This window comes from Enteractinococcus fodinae, from assembly GCF_031458395.1.
GTDB lineage: Bacteria > Actinomycetota > Actinomycetes > Actinomycetales > Micrococcaceae > Yaniella > Yaniella fodinae.
Map to the genome: position 1 here is coordinate 2,201,095 of NZ_JAVDYJ010000001.1, position 21,760 is coordinate 2,222,854.

Genomic DNA, 21,760 nt, shown 5'->3' on the forward strand with positions numbered 1-21,760 from the left:
TGACACATCCCATCAAATAAAATCACGGTCGATCGTGGTCTTCCAGGTTTTCGACGCTACCCGAGTTTCACCCTCGTAGGCGTCCAACTCAGCATAAACATGGAAGGCCTCTGGTGTGGAGGTCAACACGGTCTTGGTGTAGGTGTAGACCGACAAGTCGTCGCGTTGGAATCCCATGACCCAGTCCGTTTCACCGCGCACCGAGTTCACATCGGTGCCTTTGAAGGTGTAGCGCTCCACTGCCCGCCGAGTCACATCGACATCAATATCGGTGAACCGCACGACACCCAGATCTTTGGTCACTTCCAGCTTGCCTGTTAGATCTACCAGGTTGCGACTGACCGTCCAGTCCTGTTCGCCTGGCACTAACTGCTGGGTTGGCAGTGGTTTTGCCCCTTCGGGCGGACCAAATACCGGTAGCATTTCAGGATCTTCTTCATCATCCTGGGGACGTACCGGCAGGATCAGAGCCGACGTGTTGGGATCGATGGTGAGCCGCGCGACGCGCGGCGAGGGCCAGACCACCGGCCAATAGGAGGTCGAGACGGCGACTCGCAGCCGGTGCCCGGGCGGAAATGACTGCGCCAAACCATTGAGCTTGACCTGATAGGTGCGTGACTCCCCCGGGGTTAACGGTTGCGGATCATCCGAGCCGTTGTAGTGATTGAGATTCAGCAGGCCATAACTGACCCGGGTGGCCGCATCACTGGGATTCACATCGGATAATCGCACCGCGACCATGGCCACGGGTTGGTCTGATGCGATGGTCAGCTCCACGATCGGTTGGCCCAGCAGCTCGAGCCGTTCTTCGAGCGGGTCGCTGTCAAAGACCAGTGCGCCACCGTCTTCCTCGCGTTGATCATAGGGCATATCGGGTGGGGCATTATAGGAACACCATTTCCCACCGAAATGACCGACAGACAGCGGGGATTGTAGCGTCAGTGCTGGGCTGGACAGGTTCGCCTCGGCGTCGGTATCCGCGGTCAGAATGCGACGCCGGAATAGCGGGTAGCGGGTTTCGACGATTCGGGGGCTGGGCCACGTGCGCTCCCCGACCCAACGGCCGGGACGGTTCTCGTAGGTGGTCGACGGGGTCACGGTGTCTTGCATCCAAATGGACAGTTGCGGCCCGTCCATCGCCCCGTTGTCGGTGCGGTCTTTGAGCCAGTGATCCCACCAGGCCACGACCTCTTGTAGGAAGCCAATCGCCGGACCGGGTTGACCTAGGTGAGGGTACTTGTGACTCCAGGGGCCAATCAGCCCGCGGGTCGGGGCGTCGAGCCCCCGCAGGAGCCGAAACACCGCATTGGAGTAGCCATCGGCCCAACCACTGACCGCAAAGACCGGTACCTGGATAGCCGCGTAGTTTTCGTTGACGGACCCGTGGCGCCAGTAGTCGTCTTTGCGCTGGTGACGCAACCAGGTATCCAGCCACAGTCCGGAGTGTTCCAGCCGGTCATGCCACATATCTCGCCAGCGGTCGCCAACAATTTCCGGGTCGGGTGGTGCCGAGTTGTAGGCAAACATGGTCGAGGCCCAAGACAGGTTGTCGGTCAGCAGACACCCGCCCATGTAGTGCACGTCATCGGTGTAGCGGTCATCGGTCGAACACACCGTCACGATGGCCCCGAGACTTTCGGGCTGCCGCGCCGCGACTTGCAAACCGTTGAACCCGCCCCAGGAAATGCCCATGATGCCGGTTCGGCCACTGCACCACGGTTGGCACGCGAGCCAAGCCAAGACCTCTTCGACGTCTTGGAGCTCCTGTTCAAGATACTCATCGGTCAGGACTCCTTCGGAGTCGCCACTGCCGCGTAAGTCCACGCGCAGGCACGCATACCCGTGGCCGGCCATATAGGGGTGATGGATCGAATCTCGCACGGCGGTCAGATCGCGCTTTCGATACGGGATCATTTCCACGATACCCGGGACGGGGTTAGCCTCGGCGTCTGCGGGCTTCCACAGTCGGGCGGCTAGCCGTGTGCCATCGGACAGTGGGATCCACAGATGCTCGGTCTCTTCTACCGGCAGGGGAAGGGTCGTGAGTGTTCGCATCTTCGTCCTAAATGTCGTCGATCTCGAATTTCAAGGCTTCGAGGCATGCGTGATAAATGTCGACGGCCTCTTCGTCGGTCTGTCCGGTGGTGTAAATATTGGCCAGCACATAGCTGTAGCTGTCTTGGCTGAAGCTATCGGATAAGCGTTGACCTTCGGTCACTTCCACTTCAACGATGGTCCCCGGGAAGCGTTGTTCGAGGTCCGCTACCTCTTCGGCCGTGGGGATCCGACGAACGATGCCGTCGGCAAAGTGCCGGTGCATCCACTTCGATGCCGTAGAAAAATATCCTTGATCCACCGGTTGGCGTGGTTTCCGTCCCAGGGCCAAATCGACCATGTGGACGTGATTGGTCAGCCCATCAACGTAGCGGAATAGTGGCGCGTGCGACTGGGAGTGCCGGGTGTTGATCTCCAATAACGTGAGCTGATCGGTGGCCTCATCCCAGAAATATTCGATGTTGAACGTACTATGCCATAAGCCCAGGCCTGCAATAACGGTCTGGGAGACGCTTCGGATGCGTTCCTGGACCTCCAGCGGCAGGGTCGAGGGATATTTATAGCGCAAAAAACTCGAGGAATTGTCGTAGTGAATCGAGTCAACGATACCGGTCAGGTGCACTGTGTCATCGTAGGTGTACCCTTCGATCGTGCACTGGCTACCCACGGCCGCTTCTTCGACCATGTAGGCTCCGCCCGGGATCTGGGCGATCGACTCGGGAAGATCGAGCATCTCTAAGACGTGTTCAAATGCTGGGCCGGCACGTTCTGGGGATTCGCGGCGTTTGGCCAGTACGGCTTGGAGTTCCGCATCGGACGGCACCCGGTAGGCGCCCTCAGAGGAAAATGATTTGATGGGTTTGGCCCACACCGGATACGACATATGCTCCGGCAGCGTTGCTTGGGGGTCATTGAAGTCCACGAGAGCAAACTTTGGATACTCGTCGATGAGACGCTGTTGTTCCAGCCGGCTCCAATACTTGTGCTCACATTTGACGGTGCCCAGCAGATCTTTACTAGGCAAACCGTAGCGTTGGCATAAAATGGGCACCATCATACTGACGGGAAAGTCCCAGAACCCGATGATGCCGTCGATGGAGCCCTCGAAGGCGTCGAGTTGCCGTTGGGCCTCAGCCAACCGCGCTTCCAGGTCGATGGTTCCGCTTTGGAGCTCTTCGATCGTGAACAGTCCATGGAACACGTAATCGTGCGCATCGGGCAGTGTTGCCAATTCGGCGATGCCGAGCTCGTCCAGCCCGAGCACGAAAATGTTGTACGGCATGAACACGTCTCCTACTTCGCTGGGCGATGGCGCATCGCACGGGCCTATTGCGCGCAAATCTAACACAACGGCCTGGTGAGATAACCCCTCCAGATCTGCGAATTTGCTGGGAGGAATCCTCACGGCATTTCAGCGAGATGAAGCCCTGTGGAAACACGCAGGAGGGTGTTCAACAGTTAAAAAGACACCTGCCGTCTGGTCACAATCGACCGGACGGCAGGTGTTCTGAAATTACTGAGCGGTGCCGAGCTCCTGGTCTGTAGACCGAACTTGGCCTTCCGGCTGAGCTGGGTCCTCAGGTGTCGGCTGCGACACGGATAGAGCTTCGGGTTCATCAACCGCAGGTTCAACCGCGGCTTGCTCGACAGGGGTCTGGTCGGGCGTTGGCTGTTCTGGTTCGGTCGCCGTCTGTTCTTCGGCCGGTGCTTCGGTCGGTTCGGGCTCAGATTCCGGGCTGGGATTTTCTTCCGCGTCCGACTCCGGTTCGGGTTCTGGTTCACGTTCTGGCGCGTCGCTGCCCTGGAGGTCGGCGCGTTTGTCCTGGGCGTCTTCGATGAGCCCGCGGATGTCTTCCAGGTGGGTCTCGATGGTGTCAATGTAGTCTTGCTTAGCATCGCCCCAGGCCAGGGCTGCGACCGAGTCATCATTTTCGGTGTCTGGGATCGCCGACAGCATCGCAATGGCCTGCTGGGCGTCGGAACGAATGCGGTTCATTTCGCCAAGATACGCGGTCAGCTCGGTGACGTCGTTGGCTGTTGGCGAGGATGGCAGGTCTTCGAGCATATCTAAGACCGGTTGGACCTGGGACGGCAGGGTGCAGTCAGCGTCCTGGGAGAAAATGCCGACCCCATCGTGACGGGCTTTTTCTTGAGCCGCGAGTAATCCATCGAGCTGTTGCGGATCATCGACGGACTCTGGGTCCACGACGGCGAATCCGGCCTCGACCATTTGTAACGCCAAATCGTCGCCGCCAGAATATATCTCGGCCCACAGCTCACCGTTAGGAGCGTTAGCATACGCTTCGATTTCAACATCAAGCGAGGTGCCTTCACCGGCGAGACTGTCGAGGTGCTCACGCGCTTGGGCGGACATGCAGGTGTCTAAGGTGTCTTCAACGTCTTCATCCGGGGGTAGCGGCGAGCGCACCGACTGGAAGCGGATCACATCCAGTCCGGTGGTCCGGTTGACCTCCATGGATTGACCGGTCAGCACTTCGTTGACGGTCACGGGGTCGTCTCCGCGGGTCATCGCCTTGACTACCGATGTGACAGTCAGCCCGAGCAGGAGGGCTGCAACAACGACAAAGGTGATCATCACCGGTGTTGTCAGGCGACTTGTGCGCCGTGTGGAGGTTTTAGACATAAACTTATCTTGCTACTTTTGTAGGAAATTCTGTACCAGCCGATTGCTGACTCTCACAGATTCTACCGCGGTCGTCAACTTCGTCCTATTTCAGGGCAATCTTCGTCGGCTAAGCTCACCAGCATGCAGAGATTCTTCCCGGGGTTGGCCGTCGCTTTCGCTGCGGCCGGACTGTCATGGGTGATCGCCTGGTTGTTGGGACCAATCTTTCCCGGAGTTTCGGCGCTCCTGGTGGCCATTATCCTGGGAGTCGTATGGCGCAATGTGGCACCGGTCCCCTGGTCGTTCAACCCCGGCTTAGCGGTTGCGGCCAAACCCATCTTGCGGCTTGGCATCGTCCTGTTAGGTTTCCAACTGTCGCTGACGCAAATCTTTGCGTTGGGGTGGCCGGTCATCGTCGTCATCTGTGCGGCGGTGGTCGTGACCTTTAGTCTCACAGTGGCACTGGGACGGTTACTGCATATCCCCACGAAATTAACGCTGCTGATCGCATCCGGGTTTTCTATTTGCGGTGCCGCGGCAGTTGCCGGGGCCGACAGTGTGTTGCGCCCCAAGAAAGAACATTCGGCGACCGCTTTGGGACTGGTCGTGCTCAATGGGACGCTGATGATCGCGGTGATGCCGGTCCTCTTTGCCCTGTTTTCGCCAGATCCGGTGACGGCCGGGGTGTGGACCGGTGCGGCTGTGCACGAGGTGGCCCAAGTGGTGGCGGTCGGCCAGAATCTTGGCGACGAGGGGTTACAGGTCGCGGTGACCGTCAAACTGGGGCGAGTGCTGTTGCTGGCGCTGGTACTGGCGGTGCTAGCAATGTATATGCGCACCAGCCACACCACAGCCGAATCGACCGGTGCGAAGCGCCCACCTTTAGTGCCGCTGTTCGTGGTCGGTTTCGCTGCGGCCATGCTCCTGCGGACTTTTGAGGTGGTACCGGAGGCGTTACTGGATGCTGCGGCCATCCTGCAGACCATCATGTTAACCGCGGCGATGTTTGCCTTGGGTATGGGCGTGCACCTGAAATCACTGCTGCAGGTGGGTGGCAAACCGGTGATTTTGTCTGTACTGTCCACCGTGGTCGTGACCGTGATCGGTGGGCTTGGAGCCTTCTGGGCCACTCAGTAGGTGGCAACCACCTCGGTGCTTTGCTCGGGCGTGAGTCCCTGAGCTAGACACAGCTGCAGCAAGACTTTGGCCTTGGCCGCGGTGATGTCCGTGTTTGGGATCAATCCGCGCGAGATGAGCCCAGACCGCGGCGTCACGGCTGGTTCGAATACACCACGGGAGGCCTGGACCACTTGAATGCCTTGGGCCACGGCCGCATCGACGGCGTCATCCATGGGTCGAGTCAGCGTTCCAGGCGGGTACCCTACGGCGACCAGTCCGCGCGCCCCTGCATTGATAAACGCTTCCACAGCCGTCGCGTCGGCACCCGTGTACGCGTGCACTATGTCGACTCTGGGTAGCGGGGTGGTCAGCTCGGCGAAACGTGATTGTTGGGTGTGCGGCGTGGTCGGCGAGCGCCAGTACTGCACCCGATGGTCTGCCCCGAGGACTCCGAGGGGTCCGCGCACCGGGGATTGCAACGCATCCAAGCGGTGATTGGCAACCTTGGTCACGTCCCGGGCGCTGTGGATTTCACGGTTCATCACCACCGTGACGCCCCGGGCATGTGAGTCCCGATGGGCTGCGATCCGGAAGGCATCGGCCAAATTGCGTTGAACATCGGAGCCCGTCGTGGATCCGGGACGCTGCGCTCCGACCATCACGATCGGTTTGGCGCTCTTGACAACCAAGTGCAAAAACCAGGCGGTTTCTTCCAACGTTCCCGTCCCGTGCGCCACGACCGCACCGGCGATCTCCGGCTGGGCCAGGACGTGGGTGAGTCGATGGGCAAGCTCAGCCCAGTGTGCTGCCGTGATGTATTTGGAACGCAACGCGCCGAACGGTTCGACCCGAATCTCGGCAATCTCACGCAGCTCCGGGTGGGCCGCGATCAGCTCATCGGCCTCCATTACGGTCCCGTGATCGAGATAATCCAGGTAGTTCTCGGGTCCGGTACCGCGGTTGGCTATCGTGCCTCCGGTGCCAAAAAATGCAATGGTCATAGGCTCCTCCTACTGTCGTCAGCGTAGTGGATAACTTCACAGCTGGGATTGATCGCGCCGTGAGAGCTGACAGGCCTACTTCAAGTTTCTACACTGGAGTCATTAACGTGTCGTTAGGAGAAAGCAGGACGCCGTGAGTATGCACCACCAATTGGAACGTACCATTACTGCAGAACAGCAGGCACTTCACGATTCCCAGAATCGCAAGCCCGCCAAACGGCTGCCTGGTGAAGCCCGGAAATATGCGCTGAAACGGGCCATCAAGCAGTTCAGCGCTGACAAAGGTACAGACAAGGCCGCCATCCTGACATACTTTGCCGTCCTGTCCCTAGCACCACTGCTGTTGGCAGTGTTTTCCATCCTGACGCTGGTGCTGTCCCAAGCAGCCGACACGGTAGAAAACTTTACCGAAGATCTGGTGGCTCAAACCGTCCCCACTGAGTACCAAGATCTCGCACTAGATCTAGTCAACACCATGACGGAATCAGCAACGGGCGGGATCATCGCGTTGATCATCGGTACTGTTGTCGCACTCTGGTCAGCCTCCAAATACGTGCAGGCCTTCTCCCGGAACCTCAACAGTATTTACGGTGTGGTTGAGGGCCGGTCGATGATCAAGTTCTACCTGTCGATGTTGGGCATCACCTTGATCATGGTCATCACGGTCGTGCTGGCACTGGTTTCGTTGGCACTGAATGCCACCATCGTTGAAACGGTCTTCGCGCCGATCGCGCAGGTCGTGGGCGCGCAAGGAATACTGACCACGCTGACTGAGACCTTCTTGCCCATCTGGCAGTGGCTAAAATACCCGGTCGTGCTGGCGCTGATCATCATCATGCTCGGGGTGCTCTACCACTTCAGCCCCAACGTTGAACGCCGCTTCAAACTGTTCACCATCGGGGCCATCGTCGCGGTCATCGGGATTATTCTCGCCGGTATCGCGATGGGTATCTATCTGACCTACTTCGCCTCGTACTCTTCATACGGGGCCATCGGTACGGTCATGGCTGTGCTGTTCGTAATGTGGATCTTCAACATTGTGATTATCTTGGGCGCTGAAATCGATGTTGAACTCCTGCGCGCTCGCCAACTCGTGGGCGGTATCGCTGCCGAAGAGCACGTGCAGGTTCGCCCACGCTCGGTAGCGACCGTCGAAAAGAAAGCGGACAAGCACGTCGAATCCGTCAAAGACGGCAAGGTGCTGCGTCGGTCAATGTCCGTGCTGGAAGAGGATGACCAAGGAACGGAACGCTCGGGTAGCTCAGTGCGCTCATGACCTCGTTGCCGACGACGATGGCCGCCGTGGTCGTGACCGGCCACGGCGGCCTGGAAAAGTTGGAGTACCGAACCGATATCACCATCACGCTTGGTGACCGACTTACTTCACGACGTGGAAGCTTGGCGGTAGATACGTGATAGCCCCTGGGCTCGAAAACATACGAATTTCACGAGATCTGGATAGCTCAACAGGATTTTATGACCAAGCGATATCCCGGCAAATTGGTCCTGCTCACACCGCCGGTTGCGACCTCGCTCGGTTAGCGCCACAAAGCAAAACGCCGTCTCGAAATTTTTCGAGACGGCGTCGTAGGCTAAGGGAATTATTTTTTGTCTTTACCGCGGTCCAAGCCCAGCCGGGTCAGGGGTACACCATCGATAGCACCGTCGATAGTTTTCTCTGCTTCTTCATGATCGACGTCTAGCACCAGCGCCACTTCGGCGACCAGCATGTCTTTGGCTTCTTGGTACAAGTTCCGTTCGGCCATGGACAGATCTTTTTCTTGCTGACGACGGTAGAGGTCACGGGCAACTTCAGCGACATTATCTAAGTCACCGGTGGCGAGCTTCTCGCGCAAGGCTTTCAGACGACGAGACCACTGCTTTTCCAGTTTGTCGCCGGTCTTGGCGAGCAAGGACATCAGCTTGCGTAACCGGGTGTGGCTTGCCAGATCACGAACACCAATTTCGGACAGGCTGTCTTCAGGAACGGCGATTTGTAGGCGCTGATCTTCAACTTCCAGCACTACGTACTCGACGTCTTCACCTTTGACCTTCCTGGTTTTACGCTCAACGACCTCTGCAGGACCGTGCTGAGGGTGAACTACGAATTTACCAAGGGTCAGACGCATGTGCGGTGGGCACCTTTCGTTCGGGATGGTGACGAGCTGCGCGGCGTGAAACCGAAAAAGGACACAGCTGTCGCAAACAGTCTAATAAGAGTTACAGTAACAGCGGTACGGCCCTTGGGGCAAAGCGATGTTGAGCGAAATCCGCTCACTGTTGCAAATGTTCTTGCGCAGCTAAAAATTCGTAGACCGCGACGTCATCAACCCCGGGAAAAGCACCCGGCGGCATGGCGGCAAGCATGTGCGCGTTCGTTCGAGCCGCCGGCCACGCGTACCCGCCCCACTGCGCCTCTAATTCAGCAGACGGGGTGCGACAGCACGTAGGGTCCGGACAGTTCGATTGGGACCGTTCGGCAGTTTCGGCCCCGCGAAACCAGCGCGCTTCATCGAAGGGAATACCCACGGATAACGAGAACAGTGACGACTGCGAGGGCTCTACCACCGCAGTGCACCAGAAGGTACCGACCACAGTGTCGGTGTACTGATTGAAAGGCCGGAAGCGGTCACTGGTCTTGAACACTTCTCGAGAGGTCCAATAGCGGCACGCAGCTTGCCCCTCGATCGCCCCAATGGAATCCACAGGGAAGTTCACGCCGTCATTTTCATAGGCTTTATGCAGGACACCCGATTCGTGGACTTTCTGGAAGTGGCAGGTGATATCCAAATGATGTGTGGCAAGGTTGGTGAACCGGTGCGCGGCTGACTCATAGGAAACCGAGTATGCGTCACGGATGTCTTCGATGGCGATGTCGCGTTCCTGTTTCCGGCGACGCAAATATTTGACCACAGCTTTTTCTGGCATGAGCAAGGCCGCGGTCACATAGTTCGTCGAGACGCGCTGACGCAAGAAATCCTTATAGTCTTCCGGTTCCCCGTGGCCCAGCACATACGACACCAGGGCTTGCAGTGCCACTGAACGAGGATCGTGGTCAGGGTTTCGCGAGTCCGCCAAGAATACGATGCGGTTCTTCAAGTCGGTCACGGAGCGGGTGGAGTGTGGCAGGGAAGAAATGAAGCGCAGCTCGAAGTTCAGATAGTCAGCAATATCGGCAATCGAGTGATAGGACAAAGGCCCCTCATCGTGTCCGACCGCAGTGAGCAGTTGCTGTGCCTGCTGCTCGAGCTCCGCGTAGTAATTATTTCGCTCGCGCTGTTCTTTGCGCATCGCGACGTTAGCTCGGCGAGCTTCCTCGGGTGTGGCGGCCTGCTCCGCGTGCTGACGCCGCAGCTCACGGTTCAGGCCATCGATGATCTCTAGCACTTGTGTTGGTATGCGTGAGGAGACCTTGATGTTGGGCAATCCCATAGTCTGCCAGTGCTTGGTCCGCTGCGCTTTTTCGACGGAGATCTCCAGCGCTGCGCGTGGTGACGGAGCTTCGGGTTTCAGAAGATCAGCGACGGTGACGCCAAGTAACTCTGCAGCCTCCGACAAAAGATTCACCTTCGGTTCGCGTTTGCCGTTTTCGATCATCGACAGATGCGAAGCTGTGGCTCCAAGTTTCTTGGCAAGGTCATCGAGCGTCAGGGACGCCTCCGTACGGAAGTGACGCAGCCGGTGACCCAGAATCACCGGATCAATATGGGCGCCGGTGGTTTGATCAGCCAGAACAACCAGATCGTCGTCTTGAGTGTTTGTGATGTAGGACATGGGCACATCATAGTGAAAAAACCTCAATCTTCACAAGAGACGGGACCGGAGTGCCATCGAAGTGCCGGCAATACTCCAGATATAAGCAACATTTCAGCAGCGACCGAAAGTTTTTTCGAACAAACTTCAGCCCTATTTCCCGCAGCAAAGGCAGAAAAGTCACTAAATCAGCTAAAACGGTTGACTTTGGGGTGGCAAAATACGGCCATATTCTCCTTACCTCAGGAGTCGTGAGCACTTCGCCGGGAAATCGAGGCAAAAGAGCTTGAAAATCTACATCGGTGAAATTTGCGACTTCTTTTCTTCAAGTTGGTCTGTTGTGGGGTTGCGACACAGGGAATAGTAGTGACTACACCGATTGCACCACAGCACAACAGCTTGCAATCCACCACAGAGACACAGTGCATTCGGTCGAACCGGATACACCCGCACAACGCGTAGGAGAAACATGGAACCCGTCATTCAGGCAGCAGCAGACCAGATCCAAGAGGACTGGAACTCCAACCCTCGCTGGAGCAACATCACTCGTGACTTCACCGCCGAAGAAGTTGTTCGTCTCCGCGGCCGTGTGCAAGAAGAGCACACCTTGGCAAAACGCGGTGCAGAAAAACTGTGGGATCAGCTCACCAGCGAACACCCCAAAGGTGAATTCACCAACGCGCTCGGCGCGATGACCGGCGGTCAGGCCGTTCAGCAGGTCAAGGCCGGCCTGCGGGCTATCTACCTTTCCGGTTGGCAGGTCGCAGCAGACGCGAACCTCTCCGGTCACACCTACCCAGACCAGTCGCTCTACCCTGCCGACTCAGTTCCAAAGGTTGTACGTCGGATCAACAACGCCCTGATGCGCGCCGACCAAATCGATTGGGCTGAAGGTAAGCAAACCGTTGAAGATTACCTCGTTCCGATTGTCGCAGACGCTGAGGCCGGTTTCGGTGGCCCACTGAACGCCTACGAGTTGATGAAGGCCATGATTACCGCGGGCGCAGCCGGTGTGCACTGGGAAGACCAGGTAGCCTCCGAAAAGAAATGTGGCCACCTCGGCGGTAAGGTCCTCATCCCAACTTCGCATCACGTCCGGACCCTCAATGCAGCCCGTCTTGCAGCCGACGTTGCCGGTGTTCCATCACTGATCGTCGCCCGCACCGACGCTGAAGCTGCCACACTCCTGCAGTCCGACATTGATGAACGTGACCACCAGTTCCTGACCGGTGAACGTTCCTCCGAAGGCTTCTACTACATCAAGAATGGTCTGGAACCATCCATTGCCCGCGCTAAAGCGTATGCACCGTACTCGGATCTGCTGTGGATGGAAACTTCCACCCCGGACCTCGACGTCGCCCGTGAATTCGCCGAAGCAGTGAAGGCTGACTTCCCAGACCAGATGCTGGCCTACAACTGCTCGCCATCATTCAACTGGAAAGCCAACCTGGACGATGACACCATCGCCAAGTTCCAGCGCGAGCTCGCTGCGATGGGTTACACCTTCCAGTTCATCACGCTGGCTGGCTTCCACTCCTTGAACTACTCGATGTTCAACCTGGCCAAGGGCTACGCCGATCGCCAGATGTCAGCCTTCGTCGAGCTGCAAGAAGCAGAATTCGCCGCAGAAAAAGATGGTTTCACCGCAACCCGTCACCAGCGCGAGGTTGGCACCGGTTACTTCGATCTCATCTCGACCACCGTCAACCCAGAATCCTCGACCACCGCACTAGCCGACTCGACCGAAGCACAACAGTTCTAGTTTGAACCGCTAGACAAGAAAAGGAGCACCCGCCATGGCATCACCAACTATCCAACACACAACGCCCGAAGGCATCAACGTGACCGTGTTCGGTGAACTGGATGCACGGCAGCGTGACGTTCTCACCGAAGAGGCCCTGAATTTCCTGGCCTATCTGCACACCAAACAGGACCCACGCCGTCGTGAGCTGCTTGCAGCCCGCAAAGACGCTCGGGCCAAGGTGGCAGCAGGAGAACAACTAGATTTTGAAAAGTCTACTCGCAGCATCCGTGAAGATGACTCATGGCGGGTCGCTCCCCTAGCTCCCGGGTTGAAAGACCGCCGGGTGGAAATCACCGGACCGGTGGACCGGAAGATGACCATCAACGCGTTGAACTCCGGGGCGAAGTGCTGGTTAGCCGACTTCGAAGATGCCTCATCACCGTTCTGGTCGAATATGGTCAATGGTCAGGTCAACCTGTACGACGCGATTCGGCACAATATTGACTTCACGTCCGAACAGGGCAAACACTACCGGCTGAAAAAACCTGCCTTAGCGCAGATGCCGACCATCATCGTGCGGCCTCGTGGGTTGCACCTGGAAGAATCCCACATCCTGATCGACGGCGAGCCACTGTCCGGATCGCTGATGGACTTTGGACTGTACTTCTTCCATAACGGTGACAAACTCGTCGAATTGGGCCGCGGACCGTACTACTACCTGCCTAAACTCGAGCACCATTTGGAAGCTCGCTGGTGGAACTGTGTCTTCAATAAGGCCCAGGACTACATGGGCATCCCGCAAGGCACCATCCGAGCCACCGTGCTCATTGAAACCATCACGGCGGCCTTCCAGATGGAAGAGATTCTGTATCAGCTGCGTGACCATGCAGCGGGTCTGAACGCCGGGCGGTGGGATTACATTTTCTCCATCATCAAGACCTACCGTGATTCTGGTGCCGAGTACGTGCTGCCGGATCGGGCAGAAGTTTCGATGACCCAACCGATGATGCGTGCTTACACGGACCTGCTGGTCCACACCTGCCATAAGCGCGGCGCTTCCGCCATTGGCGGGATGAGTGCCTTCATCCCGGACTCATCCAACCCGGAGCGCACCAAAGAAGCGCTGCGCAAGGTTCGCGAAGACAAAACTCGCGAAGCCCATGACGGGTTTGATGGTTCGTGGGTGGCTCATCCTGGGCTGGTGCCAACCTGCATGGGAGTCTTTGACGAACTGCTGTTGGATGCCCCGCATCAGATTCGCACCAACAAACGTGAAGACGTCGAGCCGTCAGCTGAAGCTTTGATCAACGTCCAGGCCACCACCGGTGCCATCACCGAAACCGGCCTCGAGACCAACATCGAAGTGGGTATTCGGTACATGGATGCCTGGCTCAACGGGATGGGAGCTGCTGCTATCAACGGGCTCATGGAAGATGCGGCGACCGCCGAGATTTCACGATCCCAAATCTGGCAGTGGATTCACGCCGAGTCACAAGCCCTCCGCGAAGACGGTTCGGCCAAGACCATCACGACGGAATGGGTTACGCAAAAAATTGATGATGTTTTTGCAACTCTTCCCCGGTACGAACGCGACCGTCTCGATGAAGCAAAAGAACTGTTCGCTGAGTCTGCACTATCGGAAGATTTCGAAGACTTCCTGACGCTGCCAGCCTACGACCGCTACCTCTCTGCACAAGCAAAGGTCAGCGCCTAACACTTCCTCGTGTGCTCACAAACCGTGGGGCCTTGTCACTACCCGTGACAAGGCCCCACATTTTTATGTTGACTAATGCTCCGGGCGATCTGTCCGCTTTTTGACCCGCCAGGTCAGCATGATAGCTAACACCGTCATGGCGGCAACCGATAACCAGACAGACTGCACCCCATACAAGACATAGGCCCAAGCTCCAACCAGGGCACCAAAAGCGATCGCCGCCCATAACAGCAGGTAGCGCAAGAAACGTGCCAGATACACAATTGAACGCACCGCAATCGCCGAGGCTAAAGATTGGCCCATCTTCACCAGTGTGCCAGTCATATATGTTAGGCCCACGGTCACTTCCCCACGGCGGGTGAAGGTCCCATTGATCGCTCCGGTTGCTGAGGCGATGATGAATGGGGCCAGTGTCTCAAGTGGCTCCACCACGGACGCGATCCCGCCCAACAGCATCAGCAAAAAGGCAGTCCAGACCGCTGAACCGTGAGGTGCGATCTGATCAGTGAGCAGGGATTCCGCGGGCGGGTGGAATCGTTTGGGTCCGAATCGAACCGCAAACGAGGACAGCATCACGCCGATGATAAATGCGAAGATCAGCATCGAGGCGGCGAGCCATTCCCCGTAGTTGCCTTGTGCTAGCGCTGCGGCTGCCCTGGTCGAGTTCCCGGACATGAAGGATACAAAGTACCCACCTAGGTGAAGGAAAAACAGCCCATCGGCGAATCCCGCATTTGCGGTTAACCCTGCCGCTAAGAGTCGTTGTCGCGTGGTGAGCTGTGCTGCCAAGACATTCCTTTCCCTGTGAACCTACGCTTATTATCTCCAATGCCGCGGGCATTGCTGGTTTCAAGTCCTGGCTGGAGGGCCGTTTGTTCGCAAATACCGCAATGTTGAGCCTGGCAGCGTAGAAAAAGCCGCTGGCTTCCATATGGGTGGTGGAAGCCAGCGGCCTGTTAGCAAGTTGCGGTATGACTAGTTGGTCAGACCATCAACGTATTCTTGGTTCTCAGCGGCCCATTCTTCGATGATCGGACGGTAGTCGTCAACATCCTCATTCTCGTTGAACATGACGTTCTCAAGCGAGTAGAGGGTGTCCGAGTCCATTTCAAAGCCCTCGAACCAACCAACTAATTCGGAGTTGGCTTCGTCCTGAGCCCACTCGGCGTTAGCGAAGGTGTGCATGGATTCTGCGCCACCTAGCGCTCCTTCAGGATCTTCAAGGTCTTTGATCGGGAAGGCGTCGTAGGCCCAGTGCGGACGCCAGAGAGTCACAGCGATGTTTTCGCCCGCTTCAAGGGCGCTGTCCAACTCCTGCAGCATTGCTGGAGTACTCGATGTGGTGAACTCCATGTCTTCAAGACCATAGGTTGGGATGACCTCGTTTTCAGTCGTCTGTACCAGCCCGGCCCCTGGGTCGATCCCTACGATTTCGTTGTTGAATTCGTCGGCATTTTCTGCCAACTCATCCAACGAATCGATCGGAGCATCTTCATTCACTGCAATGTGAAGTGATGCTTCTTCGTTCCAAGCGCCCAGGTCTTGAATGTCTGCTTCATACTCTTCGACATAGTCTGCGTGAGTAATTGGCAGCCAAGCGTCAAGCGTGACGTTGTAATCGTTGGTCGACAGCCCGGAGTAGACCGGGGCTGGGTCCGCGTATTCGAGGCTGACGTCGTAGCCTTCTTCTTCTAGGACGTAGGCCCACAGTTCGGATACTGCAATACCTTCCTCCCAGCCGTTGAAGACGCCGATCGTGACTTCGCCGCCATTGCCTTCAGCAGCTGAGTCACCGTTACCATTACCGTTACCGGTGTCTTCGCCGCCATTGCCGCACGCGGTCAAGGCGAGAGCAGCTACCGACAAAGCAGCCGCTGACTTGAAGAAACGTGATTTAAAAGTCATGACATTCCTTTCATTGAGTTTGTCTATGATGAATTTTTTGTGCAAGTTAACGAAGCTTGGACTTCGACTGCATTGAGGTGAGGCGGTCAAGGTACATCGCCAAGATGACCACTGCGAGGCCGGCTTCGAAACCGAGACCGGCGTTAATGCGGTTCAGCGATGCAACGACTTCCCCACCGAGGCCGCCAGCGCCGACCATACCGGCGATAACGACCATGGACAGCGAGAGCATGATGACCTGGTTGACGCCCGCCATAATGGTGGGCAATGCAAGCGGCAGCTGGATCTGACGCAGAATCTTTCCTGGGGGCGAGCCGAAGGCTTTACCCGCTTCGACTACTTCGGAGTCAACTCCGCGAATACCGAGCTCGGTGAAACGCACCCCGGGTGCCATCGCGAAGATCACGGTGGCTACCATCCCTGGCACCACGCCGACCCGGAAAATGACCAGCGCCGGAATGAGATACACCATGGGTGGCATCGTTTGGATGAAGTCCATGAGCGGGCGCAGGATCTTAGAGGCCGCCTGAGATTTGGCGGCCAAGATTCCCAACGGGATGGCGATAATAATGGCGATCAGGGTAGCGATCGCGACCAGCGCGAGGGTTGACATCGCATTGGCCCACTGGTTAACGCCGACGATCAGGATGAAGCCAATGACGGTACCCAGTGCCAGCTGCCAACTGCGCAACCACCAGCCGAGCCCAGCCAACACAATGGTGACCATCCACCACTCCGGAGTGGTCAGCGCCCACAGCAAGAGCTCATAGGCTTGGACCAAGATTGTCCGGATGAAGGTGAAGATGCCACCAAGGACGGCCAAGATCCAATCAAGCGCAACTTCGACCCAGTCCCCTAGTGGGATGCGCGGTACGGGTATTTCCATTTATTGTGCCTCCCCTGATCCCGGAACGACCTGAGATTGTTGTGGTGTGAGTGCTTGTAACAGTGACGCAAGACGGATGTAGCCAATATGGTCACTGGAATGCTCCGCTTCGACCGCGACGGGCGCATTCGCTTCCAGCACCACGGGCACGATCTCTTGCAGCGTCGCGCTGGGTTTCACTGTCAGAGCGTTTTTGGCGAAAGCAGCACGATCTGCTTCGCTGAGTTCCTCATTGGGCACCATCACAGCTTCTGCCGTCAAGACTCGTCCGCGGTCGACGTCGGCCGTGAAGGATGCCACGTAGTCGTCTGCCGGTTCGGAGAGAATCTCTTGTGGAGTCCCGATCTGGACGATTTGTCCATCTTTCATCACAGCAATTCGATCTCCCAGGAACATCGCTTCGTTGAGATCGTGGGTGATGAAGACAATGGTGCGACCCAGTTGAGCCTGGATTTGTTTGAGTTCATCCTGCATTTCACGCCGGATCAGTGGGTCCAGGGCCGAAAACGCTTCGTCCATGAGCATGATGTCAGTCTCTGCAGCTAGTGCACGTGCCAGTCCGACACGTTGCTGCATACCGCCGGATAGTTCGGAGGGGTAGGAATCCTCCCAGCCCTTGAGTCCCACGGCAGCTAGAACTTCGCGGGCCTTCGCGTAACGTTTTTCTTTCTCCACGCCTTGGGTTTCAAGACTGTAGGCAGCGTTTTCGATCACCGTCCAGTGCGGGAACAGTGCGAAGTGCTGAAACACCATGGAAATATGTTCAGAACGCAGTGCACGGAGCTCTTTAGGCGTCAGCTTCGCTAGATCTTGGCCGAGCACCTCAACCGTGCCGGAGGTCGCTGGCTGGAGCGCATTCAGTGTCCTAATAACGGTTGACTTACCCGAGCCTGACAAGCCCATGACGACGAATATCTCACCTTGATAGACATCAAAGGAGGCATCTATGACCGCGGCTGTCCCAGCTTTTTCGACGTCTTGACGTGTTTCGCCCGATTTCAGTCGGTCAACGACCGCTTCGGGACGCCGGCCGAATACCTTATAGACATTCCTGGCCCGTATCACGGGCTGGGCTGTGTTTGGTTCGCTCATGGTGCTTGACCCACCGCCACACCGTGACGGGTGAGCTCCTCCTCACGTCCTTGTTCAACTTGCTAACAAAATAAATATAGGTCGGCCTACCGAATGGCACCGGATCGCGGTGTTACTTGCGAGTAGACACAACCTCTCGCATCAACGCTAACAAGATTGACACTGCAATTACAGGTGCCACTCAGTCTGTTATCAGGAAGTGACCCTGGAGGTTGACAAGCTGGAAAAGTTGACGAATACGCGCGCATGGACCCGTGTCCAAAGTGGCGCATCTCACAAAATGCCCCGACGACCTAGCCAGCATCGGCCCCATGGGGCGATCCAGCTCACGCCCCGAGCGGCCGGAGGCGAGCTGCTCGACTGATCATAATTGCCACTCTCGGGCTCGCTTTATTCGCCTCGGCGAGCAGGCACAGCCCGGCCCTCTACGCTATCAGCGAAACGTATTGTTCAGTTGAAGGCTCAAATATGCCCACCCAACCCGGATATTCAAGGTGATTGGCCTCAAAGCCACCCTTGACATATATCACATATTCTGATTTTATGCCTGCCTTTCGCATTTAGGTTCGGCTCACCTTGCTAGATACACGTCACCTTGCCAGACATCATGTTGTACTATGAGCCAGCGAAATTTTGTTGTCCGGCACCCACTCCTCCACCCGGTGGTTTTGTTCGTGGTGGGCGGCCTCGTGCTGGGTGTCGTATTCTTCTTCGCTGACATGCCTGCCCAGCTGGCTGCTGTGGCCTACGTGGTCGTCGGCGTCGTTATCCTTCTGACGTCAATTGATATGGTCAAAGCACTCAGAGCCGGTCAGTGGGGGCTAGATATCCTTGCCGTGGTGGCTATGCTTGCCACACTTGCGGTTGAAGAATACTTAGCGGGACTCATTATCGCGCTGATGCTGACCGGCGGTGAAGCGCTCGAAGACATGGCCGCAGGGCGGGCCTCACGCGAACTCGATTCACTTATTAATCGGCGCCCCACGTTTGCGAACGTCTTAGATACCGACGGAATCACCGTGCATCGAAAGAATATTTCCGATGTCGAAGTCGGCGATATGCTCGTCGTCCGCGGCAATGAGGTAGTCCCGGTCGATGGCTTGTTAATGTCACAGCGGGCCTCACTCGACGAATCATCGGTCACCGGCGAAGCCCTGCCGGTGACAAAATACACCGGGGACGAAGTCATCTCCGGTACGGTCAACAGCACCGAGACCCTACAGCTGCAGGCCACTACTACTGCCCAAGACTCGCATTATGCCAAGATTGTACGCTTGGTCGAAGAAGCCGTGGAATCTCGTGCGCCGATGGTGCGACTTGCAGATCGCTACGCTGTCCCCTTTACAGTCATCTCGCTGATCGTCGCGGGCGTGGCCTGGTGGTATTCCGGAGATCCGGTGCGCTTTGCCGAAGTGCTCGTGGTGGCGACGCCATGCCCCCTACTCATCGGTGCCCCTGTGTCATTTATGGGTGGTATGTCTTCAGCCGCCCGAGCCAATGTCATCGTTAAAGACGGTGGCACTCTGGAGCGGCTTGCAAAGGTGAAGTCGGCGGCTTTCGATAAAACGGGCACGCTCACTCAAGGCAGACCAACGGTTTCACGGATCGAGCCCGTGACCGGCTCTGTTGAAGAGACCCTGCGACTGGCAGCTTCGGCCGAGCAGTATTCGGTACATGTCTTTGCTGAACCAATTGTGGCGCATGCTCGCCACGAAAATCTCGAACTCCTAGCAATCGACACTGCAGAAGAGATCGCAACCAACGGGGTCGAGGCACGAACGTCAGCTGGTGATCACGTGCGAGTCGGGAAATCATCATTCATCGCAGAGGTTGCGCCCGCACATGAAGAATTCCCGCTCAACGCCGGGGAATCAGCCGTCTACGTCTCCAAGAACACCGAGCTTGTTGGCATCATCGTCCTGGCTGATCCGCTGAGACACGCCTCGACCGCCACGCTGCAATGGCTGACCGACCACGGGGTAGACCAAATGGTCATGGTCACCGGCGACATGGAAGATACCGCCCAGGCCATCGCCCAAGAAGTGGGATTCGGTCGCGCGCAAGTTTTCTCATCGATGAGCCCGACAGACAAAGTCGAGGTCGTCCAACGGATGCCGGCTCCCACACTCATGGTCGGCGATGGCATCAACGATGCACCCATCCTGGCAACCGCCGATGTGGGGATCGCCATGGGTGCCCGCGGCGCGACCGCTGCGTCAGAATCCGCCGATGCGGTCATTACCTCAGAAAATATTGCTCGGCTGGCAGATGTGGTGCATATTTCAAAACGTACGGTGTCGATCGCACTGCAATCCATCTGGTTTGGCATGGCGGTTTCGATTGGGCTCATGGCCATCGCCGCATTTGGGTATTTACCGGCCACGTTCGGCGCCTTATTGCAGGAAGTGGTCGATATTGTTGCAATTGTCATTGCGTTGCGTGCCCTGCGGTTGCATCGAGATATCCCATCGAAGCGCATTACTAGCCCGCGACGAGCGACCACCCCGGTACGCGTTTAGTCTGCTGCGAGACCCCGCGGTTTAGTCGCCCGGAGTTTCAAAGTAGATTCCATAATGTGCACTACAGCCCGGATTGAAGGCCGCACTACAGGCAGGGCATCGTTCCGTGCGCATGTATTGAGCGACGAGAAGTTCCGTTTTGCAGACTCCGCACAGCACTGCTGGCTCATCGCTACGGTTATCTGGCCACGGTCGACGCTCGTGGTCAGCTACCTCATCATGACATTTGAAGCACGGATAGTACTGTTCACAGCACCCAAATTTCAGCGCTACCACATCCAACAGGGTCGCATAGTGCGCGCACCGTGTTTGGTCATCGACCGTATGGCCATACACCTGGGGATCAGTCATGTCTGACAACCTACCAGCATGAATACTGCTCGAGCAGTGATGCGAAAACCCCGCCAGATCAGCGATCTGACGGGGTTTTATTTCGCGGAGGATAGGGGATTTGAACCCCTGAGGGCTTTCACCCAACACGCGTTCCAGGCGTGCGCACTAGGCCGCTATGCGAATCCTCCAGAGGGACTTTACAAAGTGTTCACTTCGCAAAGACCAGACTTTAGCATAGCCCATCCATTCTGAAATTAGCAAAACCGAAGACGGGGCGTTAATCGCAACCGTCGACGCCGCAAACTTGACCGTCACTGCCAATAGTTTGCAAGGGCGCAGGGTTGAGTTCCTCCCAGACTTGATTGAGAGCTTGAGTGAAGGTTTCAACCGATTGTGCTCCAGGAAGTGCGTACTTTTGGGCCAGCACATAGGTCGGGACGGCTGAGACCCCATAAGCGCGGGCTTGCGCCACATCAGCGCGGGCGGCCGCATCAAACTCGTCGGAAGCTAGTACTTCGCGAACACGGGGTTCATCCAGCCCCACAGAAATCGCAACTTGCACGAGCTGTTCGTGATCGGAGAGGTCCAGACCCGTTTCAAAATGTCCGGCTAGCAGTTCACGTTTCAATGCCGGCGTGATGTGTGCGCTCTCGTCTGCGGCTTCCGCGTCATGCAGCTTCGCCAAGTGCAACAACCGGTGGGCGGTCCAGGAGTTCGCCACCACCACATCGTCCATGTTGAACTCTATACCGGCTTCTTTCCCGTCAGCTTTGATGGTCTCAAACATCTGATGCACCTGGTTTGACGGCATGCCTTTGGTCTCTGCCAGGTACTGCACCTCGCTGCGATCGTCGCGCTCAGGCAATGACGGATCCAGCTGGAAGGTGCGATAGTGCACGTCTACCGATTCTCGATGCGGGAATGTTGCGAGCGCTTCTTCAAACCGCGTGAGCCCGATGTAGCACCATGGGCAGGCAATGTCAGACCAGATATCAATTCTCATGCCTGCTACT

The 21,760-nt window shown here is 57.1% G+C and carries 18 protein-coding genes and 1 tRNA gene; 6 read left to right on the forward strand and 13 right to left on the reverse strand.

The window, feature by feature from the left end; translation table 11 throughout:
- Positions 1 to 12: 12 nt before the first annotated feature.
- The 3 genes from J2S62_RS10260 to J2S62_RS10270 all read right to left on the reverse strand — a co-directional run bounded on the left by J2S62_RS10260 (position 13) and on the right by J2S62_RS10270 (position 4,699).
- Positions 13 to 2,055 (reverse strand): CocE/NonD family hydrolase, encoded by a 2,043-nt coding sequence (locus tag J2S62_RS10260; RefSeq protein WP_310174379.1) that lies wholly within the window; start codon positions 2,053 to 2,055, stop codon positions 13 to 15.
- 7 nt (positions 2,056 to 2,062) lie between these two features.
- Positions 2,063 to 3,337, reverse strand: coding sequence for an ATP-grasp domain-containing protein (locus J2S62_RS10265; protein WP_310174381.1), 1,275 nt, complete (start codon positions 3,335 to 3,337; stop codon positions 2,063 to 2,065).
- A gap of 231 nt (positions 3,338 to 3,568) precedes the next feature.
- Positions 3,569 to 4,699 (reverse strand): thermonuclease family protein, encoded by a 1,131-nt coding sequence (locus J2S62_RS10270; protein WP_310174382.1) that lies wholly within the window; start codon positions 4,697 to 4,699, stop codon positions 3,569 to 3,571.
- 123 nt (positions 4,700 to 4,822) lie between these two features.
- Between J2S62_RS10270 and J2S62_RS10275 the strand changes: the two genes are divergently transcribed.
- Positions 4,823 to 5,818: a YeiH family protein gene (locus J2S62_RS10275; protein ID WP_310174384.1), complete on the forward strand. Its 996-nt coding sequence runs from the start codon at positions 4,823 to 4,825 to the stop codon at positions 5,816 to 5,818.
- Here the strand turns inward: J2S62_RS10275 and J2S62_RS10280 are convergent.
- On the reverse strand, positions 5,812 to 6,801 hold the full coding sequence (locus J2S62_RS10280; protein WP_310174386.1) for an asparaginase: 990 nt from the start codon (positions 6,799 to 6,801) through the stop codon (positions 5,812 to 5,814). The genes J2S62_RS10275 and J2S62_RS10280 overlap by 7 nt on opposite strands.
- 139 nt (positions 6,802 to 6,940) lie before the next feature.
- Here J2S62_RS10280 and J2S62_RS10285 point away from each other — a divergent pair, with 139 nt between their 5' ends.
- Both J2S62_RS10285 and J2S62_RS10290 read left to right on the forward strand, forming a co-directional pair.
- Positions 6,941 to 8,077: a YihY/virulence factor BrkB family protein gene (locus tag J2S62_RS10285; protein WP_310175852.1), complete on the forward strand. Its 1,137-nt coding sequence runs from the start codon at positions 6,941 to 6,943 to the stop codon at positions 8,075 to 8,077.
- Positions 8,074 to 8,217 carry a hypothetical protein gene (locus J2S62_RS10290; RefSeq protein WP_310174388.1) on the forward strand — a complete coding sequence of 48 codons (144 nt, stop codon included), beginning with the start codon at positions 8,074 to 8,076 and terminating at the stop codon, positions 8,215 to 8,217. Before J2S62_RS10285 ends, J2S62_RS10290 begins: the two co-directional genes overlap by 4 nt.
- Before the next feature lie 185 nt (positions 8,218 to 8,402).
- Here the strand turns inward: J2S62_RS10290 and J2S62_RS10295 are convergent, their stop codons facing one another.
- Together J2S62_RS10295 and J2S62_RS10300 are read right to left on the reverse strand one after the other, a co-directional pair.
- Positions 8,403 to 8,930 carry a CarD family transcriptional regulator gene (locus tag J2S62_RS10295; RefSeq protein WP_310174390.1) on the reverse strand — a complete coding sequence of 176 codons (528 nt, stop codon included), beginning with the start codon at positions 8,928 to 8,930 and terminating at the stop codon, positions 8,403 to 8,405.
- A 145-nt stretch (positions 8,931 to 9,075) separates the two neighbouring features.
- Positions 9,076 to 10,575, reverse strand: a complete 1,500-nt coding sequence (locus tag J2S62_RS10300; protein WP_310174392.1) for a helix-turn-helix domain-containing protein — start codon at positions 10,573 to 10,575, stop codon at positions 9,076 to 9,078.
- A 448-nt stretch (positions 10,576 to 11,023) separates the two neighbouring features.
- On the opposite strand from J2S62_RS10300, the gene aceA reads away from it, so the two are divergent.
- Entirely contained in the window at positions 11,024 to 12,316 is a 1,293-nt protein-coding gene (gene aceA, locus J2S62_RS10305) for an isocitrate lyase (RefSeq protein WP_310174394.1), read from the forward strand.
- A 34-nt stretch (positions 12,317 to 12,350) separates the two neighbouring features.
- Complete coding sequence (aceB, locus tag J2S62_RS10310) at positions 12,351 to 14,012, forward strand: malate synthase A (protein ID WP_310174396.1); 1,662 nt, start codon at positions 12,351 to 12,353, stop codon at positions 14,010 to 14,012.
- A gap of 72 nt (positions 14,013 to 14,084) precedes the next feature.
- Here the strand turns inward: aceB and J2S62_RS10315 are convergent, their stop codons facing one another.
- From J2S62_RS10315 to J2S62_RS10330, 4 genes are all read right to left on the reverse strand, one after another.
- Complete coding sequence (locus J2S62_RS10315; RefSeq protein ID WP_310174398.1) at positions 14,085 to 14,801, reverse strand: YoaK family protein; 717 nt, start codon at positions 14,799 to 14,801, stop codon at positions 14,085 to 14,087.
- A gap of 186 nt (positions 14,802 to 14,987) precedes the next feature.
- Complete coding sequence (locus tag J2S62_RS10320) at positions 14,988 to 15,917, reverse strand: glycine betaine ABC transporter substrate-binding protein (RefSeq protein WP_310174399.1); 930 nt, start codon at positions 15,915 to 15,917, stop codon at positions 14,988 to 14,990.
- A 46-nt stretch (positions 15,918 to 15,963) separates the two neighbouring features.
- Entirely contained in the window at positions 15,964 to 16,803 is an 840-nt protein-coding gene (locus J2S62_RS10325) for an ABC transporter permease (protein WP_310174400.1), read from the reverse strand.
- Entirely contained in the window at positions 16,804 to 17,895 is a 1,092-nt protein-coding gene (locus J2S62_RS10330; RefSeq protein WP_310174402.1) for a quaternary amine ABC transporter ATP-binding protein, read from the reverse strand.
- A 617-nt stretch (positions 17,896 to 18,512) separates the two neighbouring features.
- Between J2S62_RS10330 and J2S62_RS10335 the strand changes: the two genes are divergently transcribed.
- On the forward strand, positions 18,513 to 20,414 hold the full coding sequence (locus tag J2S62_RS10335; protein ID WP_310174404.1) for a heavy metal translocating P-type ATPase: 1,902 nt from the start codon (positions 18,513 to 18,515) through the stop codon (positions 20,412 to 20,414).
- Positions 20,415 to 20,435: 21 nt separating this feature from the next.
- On the opposite strand, the gene J2S62_RS10340 is transcribed toward J2S62_RS10335, so the two are convergent.
- The 3 genes from J2S62_RS10340 to J2S62_RS10350 all read right to left on the reverse strand — a co-directional run bounded on the left by J2S62_RS10340 (position 20,436) and on the right by J2S62_RS10350 (position 21,750).
- A complete protein-coding gene (locus tag J2S62_RS10340) occupies positions 20,436 to 20,765 on the reverse strand; it encodes a CHY zinc finger protein (RefSeq protein ID WP_310174405.1) in 330 nt (109 codons plus the stop codon).
- 85 nt (positions 20,766 to 20,850) lie between these two features.
- Positions 20,851 to 20,935, reverse strand: a tRNA-Ser gene (locus J2S62_RS10345).
- An 89-nt stretch (positions 20,936 to 21,024) separates the two neighbouring features.
- A complete protein-coding gene (locus tag J2S62_RS10350; RefSeq protein ID WP_310174407.1) occupies positions 21,025 to 21,750 on the reverse strand; it encodes a DsbA family oxidoreductase in 726 nt (241 codons plus the stop codon).
- Positions 21,751 to 21,760: the final 10 nt, after the last annotated feature.